This window comes from Streptomyces sp. NPDC014801, assembly GCF_043082085.1.
Classification (GTDB): Bacteria; Actinomycetota; Actinomycetes; order Streptomycetales; family Streptomycetaceae; genus Streptomyces.
The window spans coordinates 581,561-597,822 of sequence record NZ_JBIBXG010000003.1 but is presented as its reverse complement, the minus strand read 5'-3'; the positions used below and the strand labels follow the sequence as shown (position 1 = coordinate 597,822).

Annotated in this window: 12 protein-coding genes; 2 read left to right on the top strand and 10 right to left on the bottom strand. The window is 72.6% G+C overall.

What is annotated here, in order from left to right; all coding sequences use genetic code 11:
• Window positions 1-3 precede the first annotated feature (3 nt).
• On the bottom strand, window positions 4-903 hold the full coding sequence (locus ACF1AL_RS09315) for a glycosyltransferase (RefSeq protein ID WP_391825686.1): 900 nt from the start codon (window positions 901-903) through the stop codon (window positions 4-6).
• The gene (locus ACF1AL_RS09310) at window positions 900-2,918 is read right to left on the bottom strand and encodes an O-antigen ligase family protein (protein WP_391825685.1); all 2,019 of its coding nucleotides are present in this window, start codon (window positions 2,916-2,918) and stop codon (window positions 900-902) included. The genes ACF1AL_RS09315 and ACF1AL_RS09310 overlap by 4 nt, the downstream gene beginning before the upstream one ends.
• A 71-nt stretch (window positions 2,919-2,989) precedes the next feature.
• Here ACF1AL_RS09310 and ACF1AL_RS09305 point away from each other — a divergent pair, with 71 nt between their 5' ends.
• Entirely contained in the window at window positions 2,990-3,652 is a 663-nt protein-coding gene (locus ACF1AL_RS09305) for a hypothetical protein (RefSeq protein ID WP_391825684.1), read from the top strand.
• A 17-nt stretch (window positions 3,653-3,669) separates the two neighbouring features.
• Here ACF1AL_RS09305 and ACF1AL_RS09300 read toward each other — a convergent pair whose 3' ends face one another.
• The 8 genes from ACF1AL_RS09300 to ACF1AL_RS09265 form a co-directional block, all read right to left on the bottom strand.
• Complete coding sequence (locus tag ACF1AL_RS09300) at window positions 3,670-4,716, bottom strand: glycosyltransferase family 2 protein (protein WP_391825683.1); 1,047 nt, start codon at window positions 4,714-4,716, stop codon at window positions 3,670-3,672.
• A gap of 73 nt (window positions 4,717-4,789) precedes the next feature.
• Entirely contained in the window at window positions 4,790-8,395 is a 3,606-nt protein-coding gene (locus tag ACF1AL_RS09295) for a DUF4082 domain-containing protein (RefSeq protein WP_391825682.1), read from the bottom strand.
• Window positions 8,396-8,457: 62 nt separating this feature from the next.
• Complete coding sequence (locus ACF1AL_RS09290) at window positions 8,458-9,576, bottom strand: DegT/DnrJ/EryC1/StrS family aminotransferase (protein WP_391825681.1); 1,119 nt, start codon at window positions 9,574-9,576, stop codon at window positions 8,458-8,460.
• On the bottom strand, window positions 9,573-10,262 hold the full coding sequence (locus ACF1AL_RS09285) for an acetyltransferase (protein ID WP_384207282.1): 690 nt from the start codon (window positions 10,260-10,262) through the stop codon (window positions 9,573-9,575). Before ACF1AL_RS09285 ends, ACF1AL_RS09290 begins: the two co-directional genes overlap by 4 nt.
• Window positions 10,259-11,398, bottom strand: a complete 1,140-nt coding sequence (locus ACF1AL_RS09280; protein WP_384207279.1) for a DegT/DnrJ/EryC1/StrS family aminotransferase — start codon at window positions 11,396-11,398, stop codon at window positions 10,259-10,261. Before ACF1AL_RS09280 ends, ACF1AL_RS09285 begins: the two co-directional genes overlap by 4 nt.
• Window positions 11,395-12,369, bottom strand: coding sequence for an NAD-dependent epimerase/dehydratase family protein (locus ACF1AL_RS09275; protein WP_391696031.1), 975 nt, complete (start codon window positions 12,367-12,369; stop codon window positions 11,395-11,397). Before ACF1AL_RS09275 ends, ACF1AL_RS09280 begins: the two co-directional genes overlap by 4 nt.
• A 72-nt stretch (window positions 12,370-12,441) precedes the next feature.
• A complete protein-coding gene (locus ACF1AL_RS09270; RefSeq protein ID WP_391825680.1) occupies window positions 12,442-13,620 on the bottom strand; it encodes a Gfo/Idh/MocA family protein in 1,179 nt (392 codons plus the stop codon).
• Window positions 13,620-15,059, bottom strand: a complete 1,440-nt coding sequence (locus ACF1AL_RS09265; protein ID WP_391825679.1) for a sugar transferase — start codon at window positions 15,057-15,059, stop codon at window positions 13,620-13,622. The genes ACF1AL_RS09270 and ACF1AL_RS09265 overlap by 1 nt, the downstream gene beginning before the upstream one ends.
• Window positions 15,060-15,402: 343 nt before the next feature.
• Here ACF1AL_RS09265 and ACF1AL_RS09260 point away from each other — a divergent pair, with 343 nt between their 5' ends.
• On the top strand, window positions 15,403-16,257 hold the full coding sequence (locus ACF1AL_RS09260) for a glycosyltransferase family 2 protein (RefSeq protein ID WP_391696024.1): 855 nt from the start codon (window positions 15,403-15,405) through the stop codon (window positions 16,255-16,257).
• Window positions 16,258-16,262 lie beyond the last annotated feature (5 nt).

The window sequence follows — 16,262 nt, the reverse complement described above, 5'->3', positions numbered from 1 at the left end:
CCGTCAGGGTCCGGGCGTGGCCCGCAGCGCCCCGGGCGTGAGCAGGGCGGTCGCGGCGGCGCGGCTGGCCCGGCGGCCGAGGGCGGCGCGCGAGGCCTCCCGCAGGAACACGGCGGCGCGGAAGCACGCGGTCGCCGCGGCCCCGTGCCGGCGGCCGTACAGCCGTACGCGGTTGAGCGTCAGCAGGGTCCACAGCCGGGGCGACACCTGGGAGTCGCCACCCAGGTGGACGGCCTCGGCGGTCGGCTCCAGCTGGGTGGCGTAGCCCAGGTCGCGGGCCCGCAGGCAGTACTCGGTCTCCTCCGAGTAGAGGAAGAACGACTCGTCCCAGCCACCGCACGCGGCGAGGCAGTCGGCCGACAGCGCCATGAGCGCGCCGGTCGCCCAGTCCGCGCGCGTGGGCCGACGGTAGGCGTCCGGGTCGGTGACGAGTTCGCTCAGGCGCGGGAAGCGCCCGGCCCGCCGGTTGCCGATGACCGCCTCGCCGAGGGCCCGCAGCACGCTGGACTCCCGCCGCAGCGAGTGGTGCGGGGTGTCGCGCCCCTCCTCGTACAGCAGGGGTACGGCGATGCCGACGCCGCCGCCGAGGCTGTCGACGAGGCGTTTGGCGCAGCCCTGCCGCATGCGGATGTCGGGGTTGCAGATCAGCACGGCCCCGTGGTCCCCGGCGGCGGCCAGGGCGGCGTTGACGCCGGCGGCGTACCCGGCGTTGCGGCCGGTCTGCACCACGGTGGCCTCGGGGGCGAGGGTGCGCACCAGGTCGACGGTGTCGTCGGCGGAGTCGTTGTCGGCGACGACGAGGTGCCAGTCCAGGCCGGCCATGCCGTCCGGGAGGGCGGCGAGGAACGCGGGGAGCACCGCGGCGCTGTTCCAGGTGACGACGACGACGGCGACGGGACTCATCGGGACTCCACGAGTTCTTTGCGCTCCGCTCGCGCGGTGGCCGGGGGTGCGGGGAGCGGGGCGGGGGCGGCGGCCTCGCGCCGGATGAAGCCCAGACAGCTGCCTCCGGCCCCGAGCAGCAGGAAGAACATGCCGGCGAACATCGGGAAGCTGAGGGAGTCGAAGGTGGCGCTGATGACGAGCGCTACCAGCGAGGAGGCGAAGAACGCCTGGCCCAGCTCCCGGTCGGCCTCCGTGCGGGCCAGGCGCCGGATGGCGCCGCCCTGGTGGATGCCGGTGACGAACAGGGTGAGCAGCGCGAGCAGCCCGACCACGCCCATCTCCGCCAGGCCCAGCATGTACTGGTTGTCGGTGAAGAAGTACAGGTCCGGGGTGAAGGTGCCGAAGCCCCGCCCGAACAGCGGGTGTTCCTTCAGATAGGGCACGATCGCGCTGTACTTGACGGTACGGGCCTGGGTGCTGCTGTCGGAGTTGGACAGGAACGAGGCGAACAGGCCGGTGATGGTGCCGATCAGCCCGGGGACGAGGACCTTGAAGACGGCGACGGACGCCGTCAGCACGCCGATGGCGGCCCAGCGGCGGGCGGGCTTCCAGCGCACCACCATCACCAGCGCCACCAGCAGCAGCCCGATGATCGAGGTCCGGGACACCGACAGGGGCAGCGCCCCGGCCAGCAGCACCACGGGCGCCCAGCGGCGCCACCCGCTCAGCCGGCGGCGGACCGGGTCGAAGGCCTGCTGGATCGCGAAGGGCAGCAGGATGGCGAGGACACCGGCGAACTCGAGCGGCTGGGCGGTGGTGGAGCGGGGCCGGGTGAAGGCGCCGCGGTCCATGACGGACACCTGGGCCACGCTGGTCTGCAGTCCGGGGATGTGCAGGGAGTCGGCGACGTTGGTGGCGGCGAAAAAGTCGTAGAAGCCGATCGCGGCGACGACGGAGGCGAACACCACGACCCGGCGCAGCAGCACGTCCAGCCGGCCGCGTTCCTGCACGGCGGCCGAGGTGAGCACCACCAGCGACACCCACACCAGGTAGCCGATGAGGCCGCGGTCGGCGCCGAGGACCTCCTGGTGCGAGCTCTGGCGCATCGCGTCGGCGATGTACGCCAGCAGGACGGCCACGCCGAGCACGCACATCGCGACGCGGGCGAGCCGGGTGCCCGGCGCGGGCAGGATGCGCCCGCCGAGCCAGGTCGCGAGGTACCACAACAGGCCCAGCAGTGCGAAGACGTTGGCGGGGGTGCCGACCCCGCCGAGCGCGGGCAGGGCCAGGTTCGACGGAATGAAGAAGGCCAGCGCCAGATAGACGGTGAGGATCGCCGTGGCGTCGACGCGCCGGGCCAGCGGGCCGGCCCGGGTCAGCCTCGGGGTGCGGGCCTCCTTCGGGCGGGGCTCGGTGTGCCGCCGGCGGCGGACCACGGCGACGCCCTCCATCAGGATCGACAGCAGAAACGCGCTGACGACGCCGAGGATGACGACGGCCGCGATGTCCTGGTAGCGGCTCTTGGACTTCGCCACCGGTGTCTGCGGCAGTACGACGGGCGCCGTCTGCACGAGGTAGGCCGGCGGCACCTTGGCCGCCTCCTGCAGCGCGATGAGCTGCTCCCCGGCGAACGTGGTCAGGGTGTTGGTCTCCCGCAGCACCTTCGCCCGGTCGGTTCCGGTGACGCTGAGGGACAGCAGCGGGCTCTCGCTCTCGGGCGCGAAGCCCGCGGTGTACGGATCGGTGACGCCCCGCCCCTGCAACTCCTTCGCGGCGTCGCCGGACTGCAGGGTGCGGATGAGCACGTCGGCGGTGACGATGAGCGAACCGCCCGCGTTGGAGATGGGGTTGCCGAAGGTCGGGGCCAGCCGGGCGACCGCGGAGGAGTCCAGCAGCGCGACCGAGCTCTGCGACTGGTAGGACACCGGCACGGTCACGTACAGATAGGCGCCGCCGAGCAGGCTGAGGACCGTGAACGGCACCATGAAGTACCACCGTCTGCGCAGGATGGCCCAGATCTCACCAAGGCTCACGTACCGTCCCCCCAATCGGTGGCATCACGCCGCGCGTCCTGCCAGTATCGGGGGTGACGGAAGGATCTCCTATGTCCCCCGGGAACGTCGCCGACGCGCTGCTGCGCCGCTGGTACGTGCTGCTGGCCGCGCTGCTGCTGACGGCCGCCGGCGCCTGGCAGGTGGTGCGCCCCGCCCCGCAGTTCACGGGGTCGGCGGTGGTCGTGCTGAAGCCTCCGGTGACGCGCAACCAGCCCAATCAGTTCACGAATCTGCAGCCGCCGCTCGCCGTGCTCTCCTACGGCGTCATCCAGCAGTTGCAGTCGCCGGCCGGGACGAGGGAGCTGCGTGCCGCGGGTGTCCGGGGGACCTACCATCTCGTGCCGCGCAACAGCGGCACCAGTGCGACGCCCCGCTATCTGATCCCGTCGCTGCAGGTGCAGTCGCAGGCCTCCGACGCGGACACCGCCGTGGCGTCCGTACGCCGGATCATCGACGTGTACGCCCGGCATGTGGGGCAGGTGCAGGAGGCCCAGGGGGTCGCGGACGGGGCGCGGATCACGGCCTCCGTGCTGGTCTCCCCCAGTGCCGCCGAGGTGCGCGGCACCCCGAGCCGGGGGCTTGCGGGCACGGCGCTGCTGGGCCTGGCCGGTGGGGTCGTGGGCGCGCTGTGGCTCGACCGGTACCTGATGAACCGGCGGGCGCACGTCCCGGGCCGGCGCCGGCGCACCGGTCCGCTGCCGGTGGCGCCGTGAGGTGAGCGGGCGGTGCGTCACAGGCCGCGGCGCTTCCACGACTCCCACCACAGCCACTCCCGGCCGCGTTCGGCCACGGCCGACCAGACCAGCGGCTGCAGATAGGGCATGGCCTTCGGGCCGATCCGCCGGCGCAGCCTGAGCGCCCGGTACTCGGGCAGCGTGCGGTAGTCCGGCCGGCACTCCTCGGCGAAGGCCACGCAGGCGTCGACCGGGACGAGGCCGGTGCGCCCCCGGTCGTAGGCCCGGTAGGCGCGGCGCAGGGCGTAGCGGGCGAGCCGGGTGTGGACCTGTTCGGCGAGGCGGTCGGCGTCCGGCAGCCGGTCGCCGCACTTGGCGAGCACCGAGTCGAAGGCGATGAGGCGCTGGCGCAGGTCGTCGAGTTGGCCGCCGAAGTCGGTGGTGGACATGTTGCTGCCGTGGACGCGGTAGAAGGCCTGGTCGGCGCCGCGGATGTAGCCGACGTCGGCGTGCGCGGCGAGCCGCATCCACATCTCGATGTCGCCGGCGTGCGGCAGGGCCGGGTCGTAGCCGCCGACCTGGCGCTGCAGGCTGGTGCGGACGACGACCTCGGGTGAGGTGATGCAGCCGGTGCCCTCGCGGAAGCGCCGCTCGAGCCACCACCGGCCGGGGTAGACCACGGAACCGGTGGACCGGGTGCGGGCCCTGGGCAGGGGGCCGCCGTGCTGGAAGCGCAGCGGGCGCCCGTAGGCGAAGCCGGCCTCCGGGTGGGCGTCCAGCAGGGCGGCGGCGCGGACCAGGGCGCCCGGCACCAGCCGGTCGTCGGCGGACAGCAGGGCGACGTAGTCGCCGTCGGCCCACTCCATCAGGCCCTCGTTGTAGGTGGCGATGTGGCCCTTGTTCGTCTCGTGGACGAGGACCTCGATGCGCGGGTCGGAGGCGGCCAGCTTCTGCGCGATCTCGGCCGAGTCGTCGGGCGAGGCGTCGTCGATGATGAGGACCCGGACGTCCACGCCGTCCTGTTCGTCGAGGACGCTGCTCACGCAGTCGGCGAGGAAATGGCCGTACTTGTAGCAGGGGATGACAACACTGACGGTGCTCATCGGTGCGGCAGCCAATCCCCGGTGGTGGTCCCGGCGCGCACGGCCTGGACCACCACCGGTGCGTTGCGGTCGGTCAGTTCTTCTTCTTGCGGAGCGACTTGCTGGTCAGGGTCCAGCTGTGGGCGCCCACCGTCTTGCGGTGCTTGTCCCGGGGCGTGACCGTGACGGTGAGGCGGGTGCCGTCGGGCAGCGGGGCGGACAGGTGCACGGACACCTTGCGGGTGGCCCGGTCGTAGGAGGTGACGGCGGTGACGTGGAGCTTCCTGGCGGCGGCTGCCTGCGGGCCGGGCAGGATGGTCACGGTCGCCGTCACCGACGACAGGGCCGCACCGGCGGGCAGCGCGGTGACGAGCGGGGCGGCCGCGTCGGCGGTGTGCGTCACCGAGGACGAGGTGACCTCCGAGGCGGTGGCCGGGGCGAGCATGGCGCTCGGGTTGTCGGCGGTGAAGACCGGGCTCACCCAGTAGTTCGCGGATCCGTAGGAGCCGCTTGGGAAGACCGGGCCCGCGCCGTAGCGGTACAGGCCGTTGTGGTGCGTGGTGGTGTCGGCGGTGGCGGTCAGCGGATACGACTGGTGGGCCGCCGTGAAGTAGCCGCCGTCGACCGCGTAGTTGCCGCCCGGCGCGTGGTAGGAGACGACGTACGGGGTGCCGGCGGTGACCGCCACCGGGGTGGTGAAGGTCAGCGTCTGCCAGCCGGAGGCCGTCTCGTTCGTGAAGGTGCCGGTGGCCAGCAGGGTGCCGTCGTCGCTCCACAGGCTGCCGGTGTGGGTGCCGGTGTTGCCGGTGCCCTTGTAGAAGGTGACGCCGGTGATCCAGCCGGCCGCGGACGAGGTGAACCGGGTGCCCAGTTCGACGGAGTTGGTGTCGCCGGTCATGGAGGGGGTGGCCGGCACGGTGGAGGAATTCCACAGCGTGCAGGGGCAGGTGACCGCGGGCGGGGTGGAGCTGGTGGTGAAGGTCCAGGTCACCGGGTCCGCCATGGTGTTGCCCCACACGTCGGAGGCCTGCACCGAGGCGGTGTAGACGGTGTGCAGCTGCAGCTCGGTGGACGGGGTGAAGGTGGCCTTGTTCGCCGAGGGGAAGGTGACGGTGCCGGGCACGGCGGCGCCGTCGGGGTCCTGCACGGTGAACGTCAGGCTGTCGGTGTCGAGGGACGAGCTGAACGTGGCCGACACCGGCGCCGTGATCGACGTGCCGGTCGCCCCGGAGGTCGGGGAGGTCGCCGTGACGGTGGGCGGGGTGGTGCTGGCCGCCGAGGTGTCGAGCACGACGTCGACCCAGTAGTTGCTGCCGGAGGACGGGGAGGACGGGAAGGCGCTGGTCGAGCCGTAGTGGTAGACGCCGTTGCCGCCGTCGGTGCCGGACTTCAGCGCCGTGAGCGGGGCGAGGCCGGCGTCGTTGTTCGTGAAGTAGCCGCCGTCGTAGGAGTAGCCGCCGTTGGGGGCGAAGTAGGAGGCGACGTAGGTGGTGTTCGCCTTGACGGCGACCGGGGTGGAGAAGTTCAGCTGCTGCCAGCCGGAGGCCGACTCGCCGGAGAAGGTGCCGGTGGCCAGGCGGCTGCCGGAGGCGGTCCACAGGCTGCCGGTGTGGGTGCCGGTGTTGGCGGGCGACTTGTAGAAGCGCACGCCGGTGATGGAACCGGCCACGGTGGTGCGGAACTTGACGCCGAGCTCCACGGAGCTGCCGTCGCCCGCGTTGACGGTGCCGGGCACGGCGGAGGCCGGCCAGACGGTGCAGGGGCAGCTCTGCGGGCCGACGGTCACCGCGAGGGTGGTGGCGGCGCCGATGTTGACGCTGTCGTCGACCGCGCGGACCTTGATCGACGCCGCGCCCGGGGTGGTCGGCGTCCAGGTGTACTTCCAGGACGTGAGGCCGGTGGCGGCGTTCCAGGTGGTGCCGCCGTCGGTGGAGACCTCCACCCGGGCGACCACGCCGCCGGAGTCGTTGGCGGTGCCGGTGACGGTGACGGGCTTGAGCGCCGGGAGGGTGGCGCCGGCGGCGGGGCTCGTCACGGTGACGGCCGGGCCGGTGGTGTCGGTGGAGGCGGTGGCGGCGGCCAGGTTGCTCTGCAGCGTCTTCGGCTGGACGCCCATGTCGGCCAGGATGTTCACGGTCGCCTGCTGCATGCGGGCGTCCTCGGTGACCACCGTGTCCGCGGGGTTGTAGGTGGGGACGTTGGTCAGCCCCCACGACCACTGCACGGTCCCGGAGCCGAACACCAGCGCCCCGGAGTCCTGGTCGCGGAAGGCGACGAGGTTGTGGGTGGCGGTGCCGTTGCCGTAGACGTTGCCCCAGTCCATGCGGAGCTTGCCGTCGTTGATGTCCACGGTCGTGGACGACAGGTCGATCGCGCCGGCGGGCCGGGTGCCGTTGGCGATGTCGCTGTCCCACTCGTAGCCGAGCGTGCCGGCCGGGAAGGTGGCGGTCTGGCTCGGCGAGAGGTTCGCGACGGAGGTGTTGCGCCACAGCCGGTTCTTGCCGTACGTGCCGGGGACCGTGATGGCGTCGGCGCGGTAGCCGTTCACCGTGAACATGGAGCCGGTGAGGATGTTCGGCGGCTGGTAGGACTGCCCGTACTGGGTGCTCGCCGGGTCCATCCAGGTGCCGGTCCACACACCGCTCGGGTCGGCGATCCCGTTGTTCTGCGCCATCTTGGTCATCTTGTAGCAGACCAGGGTGCGGTCGGCGGTGTTCGTGCCGTCGATGCTGGGCGCGAACCGGGTCTTCCAGAACACCTCGTTGCCGCTGAAGAAGGCCTGGCGCACACCGGCCTTGCGGGCCGCGAGCACGTTGGAGTACTGGCTCTGCGTCCAGTACTCGTCGTGGCCGGAGGACATGTACACCTTGTGGTTCTTCAGCAGGGTGGCGCCCGCGGCCGAGGACACGTCCACGCCGGACAGGTAGCTGACGTCGTAGCCGTTGCGTTCCAGCCAGGACAGCATCATGAACTCGGAGCCGTAGATGCCGTTGTCGCCGCCGATGTCCAGCGGCCGGTTGTAGCTGACCTCGTAGGCGCGCCCGTCCGGCGCGGGTCCGCCGCCGCCGTACAGGTCCTGGCCGCCGTAGTCGTTGTATGCCTGCCAGGTCTGGTCGCTGGTCTGCACGACGACGTCGGAGGTGGAGGAGTCCTTGCGGACGACGAACGGGTACGGCATCAGGCCGTCGCCGTCGGTCTGCGTGATGTTGGCGATGTACAGGCCGGACACGGCGTCGGAGGGCACCGTCCAGGTGGCGGTGACTGGCCAGTTGCCGCAGTCGACCAGGCCGGTGGCGCTCTTGGTGGTGCAGCTCTTGGGGCTGGTCGTGTAGTTCGCGGGATACGTCACCGCGGCCTGCGCCGCCGTCGACATCAGGCGGGCGCCGTCACCGCCGTACCAGCCCAGGCGGTAGATCTCGATGCGGTACGGCGTCTTCGACTGGACCTTGAACTGGACGGTGTCCCCGGCCTGGACGCTCTCCTTGGTGGTGAACCCCTTGACGTCGCCGTAGGCGTTGGCCGAGAACCAGTCCGACTTGGGGCTGCCCGGTTTGGAGTTCTCGCAGACGATCGGGTTCGATCCCGCACCGCACGGATCGGACACCGCCTGGGCGGGGACGGCCTGCGGCAGCACCGCCCAGATCAACGCTGCGACGACGGCGAGGCGGCCGCCCCGCAGCCGTCTGCTCCAACTGTTCATGAGTACCTCTCAGCGGTGCTGTGCAGGACCGGCCGTGCGGCCGGCGTGGAGCGGAGGGTGGTTCAGCTTGCGAGCGCCGTGGTGAGCGCGTCCACGACCCGCTGCTGCTGGTCGGGGGTGATCTGCGGGTGCAGCGGGAGCGACAGGATGCGTCCGGCGGCCCGCTCGGCGTGCGGGAAGGCGCCGGGCGCGTGTCCCAGGTGGCGGTAGGCCGGGGTGAGGTGGACGGGAGTGGGGTAGTGCACGCCGGCGCCGATGCCCTCGGCGTTCAGCTTGCCGACGACGTCGTCGCGGTCCGCGCCGGCGATCTGGACGACGTACAGGTGCCAGACGTGGACGTTGCCGGGCACGGTCACGGGCAGGACGACCCGGCCGGCCTGGGCCAGGGGGGCGAGCAGTTCGTCGTAGCGGGCGGCGGCGGCGCGCCGGGCGGAGTTGCCGTCGGCCAGCCGCTTCAGCTTCGCGCGCAGGACGACGGCCTGCAGGCCGTCCAGGCGGCTGTTGAAGCCGGGCACGTCGTGCCGGTACTTGGCGATGCCGCCGTGGTTGGCGATCGCGCGGACCAGGTCGGCGCGTTCCTCGTCGTCGGTGAGGACGGCGCCCGCGTCGCCGTAGGCGCCGAGGTTCTTGCCCGGGTAGAAGCTGGTGGCGGCGATGGTGCCGCTGCCCGGGGCGCGGCCGTCGCGGGTCGCGCCCTGGCACTGGGCCGCGTCCTCGACGACGTGCACGTGCTCCGGCAGCCGGCCGGTGAGCGCGGCCACGTCGGCCATCTGGCCGTAGAGGTGGACCGGGACGACGGCGCGGGTGGCCGGGGTCACCGCGTCCAGGGCGGCCTGCGGGTCGAGCAGATGGCTGTCGGGAAGGCAGTCCGCGAGGACCGGGGTGGCGCCGGTCCGGGCGACCGCGCCCGCGGTGGCGATGAACGTGTTGGCGGGGACCACGACCTCGTCGCCGGGCCCCACCCCGCTTGCCCGCAGGGCGAGTTCGACGGCGTCGGTGCCGTTGGCGACGCCGACGCAGTGCGCGACGCCGCCGAAAGCGGCGTACTCGCGCTCGAAGAGGCGGACCTCCTCACCCCCGATGAACGCGGTGCCGGCCAGCACCCGTTCGAAGCCTTCGCGTACCTCGTCGGCGACCTCTTCGTGGGCCGCCTTGAGGTCCACCAGCGGTATCCGGTTCATCCGACCCGTCCCCCCATGCTCTCTCTCGCGAGTTCGTCCAGTGCCGGGGCGGCCGCCTCGCGCAGCCGCCGGGCCGGGCTCCCCACCCAGACCTCGCCCGGCGGCACATCGCCGAGCACCGTGCTCCCCATCCCGACCAGCGACCAGGCGCCGACCGTCGTGCCCTCCCGGACCAGCGCCCCGGAGCCCACATAGCTGCCGCGCTCCAGCAGCGCTCCCCCGCCCAGGCGGACCCCGGCGGCGAGCGTCACGAAGTCCTCGGCGACGTCGTCGTGGGTGAGCACCACGTGCGGCATCACCGCGACGTGCGCGCCCACCCGCACGGCGGCCGTGAGCACGCTGTGCGCGAGCAGCACCGAGCCGGGGCCGAGGGAGGAGGTCGCCGACACGGACGCCGTGGGATGGACGACGGTCGCGTAGCGCTCCTCGGGCAGGCCGAGCCGGCGCACCAGGCGGGCCCGGGCGGCGTAGTCGCGGGGGTTGCCCACGCAGATCACCACGCGGGCCTCGGGCAGGTCGTGCACCAGGGCGGTGCCGCCGAGGACGGGCACGCCGTCCACCTCGGTGCCGCGCAGGGCGGGGTTGTCGTCGAGGTGCCCGAGCAGCTCGAACGCGCCCGTGTCCCGGACCGCCTGCGCGGTCTCGCGGGCGAAGCCGCCGGCGCCGACGATCAGCAGCCCGTTCATCGCGCGGCCTGTTCGCGCAGCACCGCCACCACCCGGTCCTGCTGGGCCTCGGTGAGGGTGTGGAACAGCGGCAGGATCAGCGAGTCGCGGCTGATCCGCTCGGTGACCGGCAGCGGTGCGTGCGGGTGGCCGGCGTAGGCGGGTTCGAGGTGGGCGGCCATGATGCCCCGCCGGGCGGAGACGCCGGCCGCGGCGAGCGCGGCGAGCAGATCGTCCCGGCCGACGGGGAAGTCCGGTCCCAGCAGCACCCAGTACGACTGGAAGTTGCTCTCCCCGTACGCCGGGTCGCGCACCGGGGTGAGGCCGGGCAGGTCCCGCAGCAGCGAGTCGTAGCGTGCCGCGAGCGCGCGGCGGCGGCTGATCATCTCGTCGAGCTTGCCGAGCTGGACCAGGCCGACGGCGGCCTGGATGTCCGTCATCCGGTAGTTGTAGCCGACCTCGAGATAGCTCTCCAGGACCGGCTTGTCGCTCGCGTGACGCTCGGCGGCGGAGGCGTTCATGCCGTGCTCGCGCAGCCGGCGCAGCCGGGCCGCCCAGGCGGCGTCGTCGGTGGTGACCATGCCGCCCTCGCCGGTGGTGACGATCTTGCGGGGGTGGAAGGACCAGGCGGCGATCAGCGCGCCCTGCCCGACGGGTTTGCCGCCGGCCGTCGAGCCGATGGCGCAGGCGGCGTCCTCGACGAGCGGGAGCTGCCAGTCGGCGCAGGCGGCGCGCAGCGCGTGCACGTCGGCCGGGACGCCGCCCTGGTGCACGGCGAGCACGGCCCGGGTGCGCGGCGTGCGCACCGCGTCCACGGTGGCCGGGGTGAGGTTGCCGGTGGCCTCCTCGACGTCGGCGAACACCGGCTCGGCGCCCACGTAGCGCACCGCGTTGGCGGTGGCGATGAACGACAGCGACGGCACGACGACCTCGTCGCCGGGCCCGAGTCCGAGCGCGACGAGGGACAGGTGCAGGGCGGTCGTGCAGGAGCTGACGGCGACGGCGTGCTCGGCGCCGACCCGCTCGGCGAAGGCCCGCTCGAAGGCGGCGACGCGGGGGCCCTGGGCGACCCACCCGGACAGCACCGCGTCGGAGGCCGCCTTCGCCTCCTCCTCGCCGAGCCAGGGGATCATCACCGGGATGCGGTCGGTGGTCACTTGGCCGCCTCCCGCTCCGCGCGCCACCACTCGACCAGGTCCTTCAGGCCGGTGCGCAGGTCGATATGGGCGGTGAAGCCGAGCCGCTCGGCGGCCCGGGAGGTGTCGGCGAGGCGCCGCACCACGCCGTTCACCGTGCGGGCGGGGCCGTACTCGGGCTCCAGTCCGGACGCGCCCATGGCCTCCAGCAGGCCCTCGGCCAGCTCCTTGAGCGAGGTCTCGGTGCCGCTGGCGACGTTGAACACCTCGTCGGTGACGTCCGCCTCGGCCGCCAGCACGTTGGCGCGGGCGATGTCGCGGACGTCGACGAAGTCCATGGTCTGGCTGCCGTCACCGAGGATCAGCGGGGGTTCGCCGGCCTCGATGCGCTCCATCCAGCGGATGAGGACCTCGGTGTACAGGCCGTGGATGTCCATCCGGGGGCCGTAGACGTTGAAGTACCGCAGCGCCACGTAGTCCAGGCCGTACATGGCGTGGAAGCTGCGCAGCATGCCCTCGTTGAAGGCCTTGGCCGCGCCGTAGAAGGTGTCGTTGTTGTACGGGTGGTGCCGTTCCGTCGTCGGGAACGTCTCGGCCATGCCGTAGACGGACGCCGAGGAGGAGGCGACCACCTTGGACACCCCGGCGTCGACGGCGGCCTCCAGGACGTTGAAGGTGCCGTCGACCATCACCTCGTTGGCGAGCCGGGGCTCCTCCGCGCACTGGGTGATGCGGATCGCGGCGAGGTGGAAGACGAGGTCGGAGCCCTCGGTGACCTTCCGCACGAGGGCCGCGTCGCGGATGTCGCCCTCGACGACCTGCACCACGCCGCTGCCCAGGGCCTGGGCGAGGTTGGCCATGCGTCCGCGCACGAAGTTGTCGAGCACGACGATCTCACGGGCACCGCCCTCGGCCAGGAGGTCGACGAGGTTCGAGCCGATGGTGCCCGCCCCTCCGGTGACCAGGATCTTCTTGCCTCGTACGCTGCTCAACTGCCGCTCCCTCTTTCCTGGCTTTCCTGGCTTTCCTGGCTTCCCGGCTTCCCGGCTTCCCTGGTCGAACTGTCAACGCCCGGCGCGCAGGCCGACGACCGCACCGCGGAACTCCAGGCTGCGGGAGGCCGCTTCGAGGATGTCCAGCACGCGCAGGCCCGCCCGTCCGTCGGTGAGCGGGGTCCGCCGGTTCCTGATCGCGTCGGCGAACTCGTCGACCATGCCGCGCAGCGCCTCCCGCTCGCCGATGGCGGGGGCGACCATGTCGCCGGAGCGGTAGGAGACGAGCATGTCGCGGCGTTCGTCCGCGCCGATCTCCTGCGGCGCGGCCAGGTCCACGCCCCGGTCGTAGATCGCCACCCGCTGCAGCGGGTTGAGGTCGTCCCACACCAGGGTGCGCTTGGAGCCGCCGACCATGGTGGTGCGCACCTTGGTCGGGGAGAGCCAGTTGACGTGCACGTGGGCGATGGCGCCCGTGTTGAGCTGGAGCGTCAGATAGGCCACGCAGGCCTGCCCGGCGCCGATCGGGTCGGCCCCGTGGGCGGCGACGGCGACCGGCTCGACGTGGTCGGGGAGGATGAAGTCCAGGATGGACAAATCGTGCGGGGCCAGGTCCCACAGGACGTCGATGTCCTTCTGGACCAGGCCGAGGTTGATGCGGACCGAGTCGACGAAGTGGATCTCGCCGAGTTCCCCCGAGTGGACGGCCTCCCGGATACGGCCCACGGCGGGCGTGTAGCAGTAGGTGTGGTCGCACATCAGGGTCAGGCCGCGTTCCTCCGCCTCGTTCACCAGGCGCAGGCCGTCGGCGTAGGTGGCCGCGAGGGGCTTCTCCACCAGGACGTGCTTGCCGGCGCGCAGGGCGGCCAGGGCGATGTCCAGGTGGGTGCCGGCGGGCGTGGCCACGGCGACGGCGTCCACCGCCGGGTCGGCGAGGACGGCGGCGTAGTCGGCGGTGGCCTGCACCGTGGAGTAGGCGCCGAGGACCCGCTGAGCGCGGTCGACGTCCAGGTCGCACAGCCACCGCAGCCGGAAGTGCTCGCCGGCCTGGAAGTTGCGGACGAGATTGGGACCCCAGTAGCCGGCCCCGACGACCGCGACCCCCAACGGCTCCTGCGTCACAGCGTTCCTCTTCTCCTGGTGCGTAGGGAGGTTGTCCCAGCCGGCCGGGCGCGTGTGCGGGCTCGGCGGCGGGTGGTGGGGGCCCGGCTGCCGTGCGGCGCCGCGCTCCCCGGCGGAGCGTCTGCTCATCAGTAGGCCCCCGTTCCCCGGACCACCGCCGAGCCGGTGCGCGCCAGGATCGTCAGGTCGAGGCTCATCGACCAGTTGTCCACGTATCCGAGATCGAGCCGGACGGCCTCGTCCCAGGGCAGGTCGGAGCGGCCGCTGACCTGCCACAGTCCGGTGAGGCCGGGCTTGACCAGCAGCCGGCGCTTGATGTCCGGGGTGTACTCCTCCACCTCCTCCGGCAGCGGGGGGCGGGGGCCGACGAGCGACATGTGCCCCTTGACCACGTTGATCAGCTGCGGCAGTTCGTCGAGCGAGCTGCGGCGCAGGAAGGAGCCGACGCGGGTGATCCGCGGGTCGCCCTTCACCTTGAACAGCAGGCCGTCGCTGTTGCTGTTGAGGTGGGCGAGTTCGGCCCGCAGGGCGTCCGCGTCGGGGCGCATGGTGCGGAACTTCAGCATGGTGAAGTGGTCGCCGTAGCGGCCCACCCGCTGCTGCCGGTACAGCGCGGGTCCGGGGCTGTCCAGCCGGACGATCAGGGCGATCAGCAGCATGGGCAGCCCGCACAGCACCAGCAGCAGCGCGGCGAGCGAGCGGTCCAGCGCCTCCTTGGGCAGCCGGGCGAACCGGGACAGGTTGGGTGCCTGGATGCGCAGCAGCGGCACCCCGTGGGTGGGCCGGACGGCCAGCCGGGAGGCGGAGACGTCGGAGAGGACGGGGGCGAGCAGGAAGTCGGCGTCGTGGACGGCCGTGATCCAGCTCATCCGGCGCAGCGCGGCGGCGTCGAACTCGGGTGCCGGGAGCACCACCACGGTGCCGATGCCCATGGCCCGGATGACGTCGTCGAGGTCGCCGGCGCCGCCCAGGACGGGGAGCCCCAGGGCGCGGATCTCGGCGGCGTGGTCGGTGTCGCTCAGGCAGACCCCGGCGACCCGCATCTCCTGCGGGCCGCCGGCGCGGCGCAGGACGGCGGCCAGTTCCAGGACGCCCCGGGAGGGGCCGACCAGGAGGGTGGCGTTGCGGTCGCGGCCGCGTGCCCAGCGGCGGTGCAGCCGACGGCGCAGCGCGTAACGGGCGGGCAGCGCGAAGGCGACGGCCGGCGCCGCGGCGAGGGTCATGTCATGGAGGAGGCCGGTGTCGTGCGTGACCAGCCAGTGCGCGCCGGCGAGGGCGGGCAGGACGAGGGCGCCGCGCAGGACCCGCAGGTACTCCTCGCCGCCCAGGCCGAGGGCGCCGCGTTCATAGGTGCGATGGGCGAACATCGCCGTGATCCACAGGGGTGGCAGCAGCAGGGCCGCCGCCCAGCGGCCGTACGCCCCGTGGATCACCAGGGCCGCGGCCGTGGCCGCGAGGGCGTCCGCGACCAGCAGAGTTCTTCGGTACGTGCGTTCCCAACGTCTTCGGCGAGCATCTGGACGTCTACGTTCCACAACCAGGTGCTCATGCGTGACCTCAATGGCCATGGACCCCCCACCACATGCGCAGCTACCCCTGACCCAACGAACCCGGGCATGCGGCACGAGGTCCGCAGCCGGGAATGGATCAGCACCGGTGCGTCTCCTCAACACAGCGGCACTGAAGAACGAGGAAGCTCGGCGGTTCCCCAACCGCCTCATGCCCCCCGCATGTTGGCTGGCTGCCTGTTCGGCATCCGGTTCACAACGCCGTTCCCTGACACGCAGTCAAGGGCTGGTCTCCCCTCCCAAACCGGTCCGGCGATCCTCAATCTAGACCACGGGACGCAGTCCCGTGAACAGTTGGACGAAACACGCAGCGCAGGGGCGACACCGGCGGCATACTGCCCGGGTGACGAGCATCGTGATCCCGGCGCACAACGAGGCGCGCGTGATCGGCCGGCTCCTCGACGCGCTGCTGGCAGACCCCGCCGGGGACGAGGACGAGACCGACATCGTGGTCGTGTGCAACGGCTGTACGGACGACACCGCGCGGGTCGCGGCCGCACGCGGTCCGCGGGTGCGGGTGGTCGAGATCCCCGTGCCCTCCAAGCACACCGCCCTGCGCACGGGCGACGACCACGCGCGCGGCTTCCCGCGGCTGTACGTGGACGCCGATGTCGTGATCACGCCCGCCGACGTCCGGGCACTGACGGCGCCGCTGGACGACGATGCCTCCGACATCCTGGCCACCGCGCCCGAGCGGCACATCCCGCTGGCCGGCTGCGCCTGGCCGGTGCGCGCCTACTACCGGGTCTGGCAGCGGCTGCCCGCCGTGCGCGAGGGCCTGTTCGGCCGGGGTGTGATCGCCGTGTCCAAGGCCGGGCAGGCGCGGCTCGCCGCGCTGCCTCCGCTGATGGCCGACGACCTCGCCGCGTCCCTGGCGTTCGACGCGCCCGAGCGCCGGGTGGTCGGCGCGGCCCGGGTCGTCGTCCACCCCCCGCGCACCTGGCGGGACCTGATACGACGGCGCATACGGGCCGCGGTGTCCACCGCCCAGGTCGAGCAGCGGCAGGACCCCGGCCGGGCGTCGGCGCGCACCAGCCGGGCGGACCTGCTGGCCCTGCTGCGCGAGGACCCGGCCCTGCTGCCGGGCCTGGTGGTCTTCCTCGCCGCGGCCCTGGTCGCCCGGCGCGGCGCCCGCAAGGCCATCCGGGCGCAGGACTTCGGCACCTGGCTGCGCGACGAGAGCAGCCGGCGGACCTGATCGCA

Coding starts and splice junctions, on each gene's coding strand:
- ACF1AL_RS09315 (WP_391825686.1), bottom strand. CDS start 903: ATGAGTCCCGTCGCCGTCGTCGTCGTCACCTGGAACAGCGCCGCGGTG.
- ACF1AL_RS09305 (WP_391825684.1), top strand. CDS start 2,990: ATGTCCCCCGGGAACGTCGCCGACGCGCTGCTGCGCCGCTGGTACGTG.
- ACF1AL_RS09300 (WP_391825683.1), bottom strand. CDS start 4,716: ATGAGCACCGTCAGTGTTGTCATCCCCTGCTACAAGTACGGCCATTTC.
- ACF1AL_RS09295 (WP_391825682.1), bottom strand. CDS start 8,395: ATGAACAGTTGGAGCAGACGGCTGCGGGGCGGCCGCCTCGCCGTCGTC.
- ACF1AL_RS09290 (WP_391825681.1), bottom strand. CDS start 9,576: ATGAACCGGATACCGCTGGTGGACCTCAAGGCGGCCCACGAAGAGGTC.
- ACF1AL_RS09285 (WP_384207282.1), bottom strand. CDS start 10,262: ATGAACGGGCTGCTGATCGTCGGCGCCGGCGGCTTCGCCCGCGAGACC.
- ACF1AL_RS09270 (WP_391825680.1), bottom strand. CDS start 13,620: ATGAGCAGACGCTCCGCCGGGGAGCGCGGCGCCGCACGGCAGCCGGGC.
- ACF1AL_RS09265 (WP_391825679.1), bottom strand. CDS start 15,059: ATGGCCATTGAGGTCACGCATGAGCACCTGGTTGTGGAACGTAGACGT.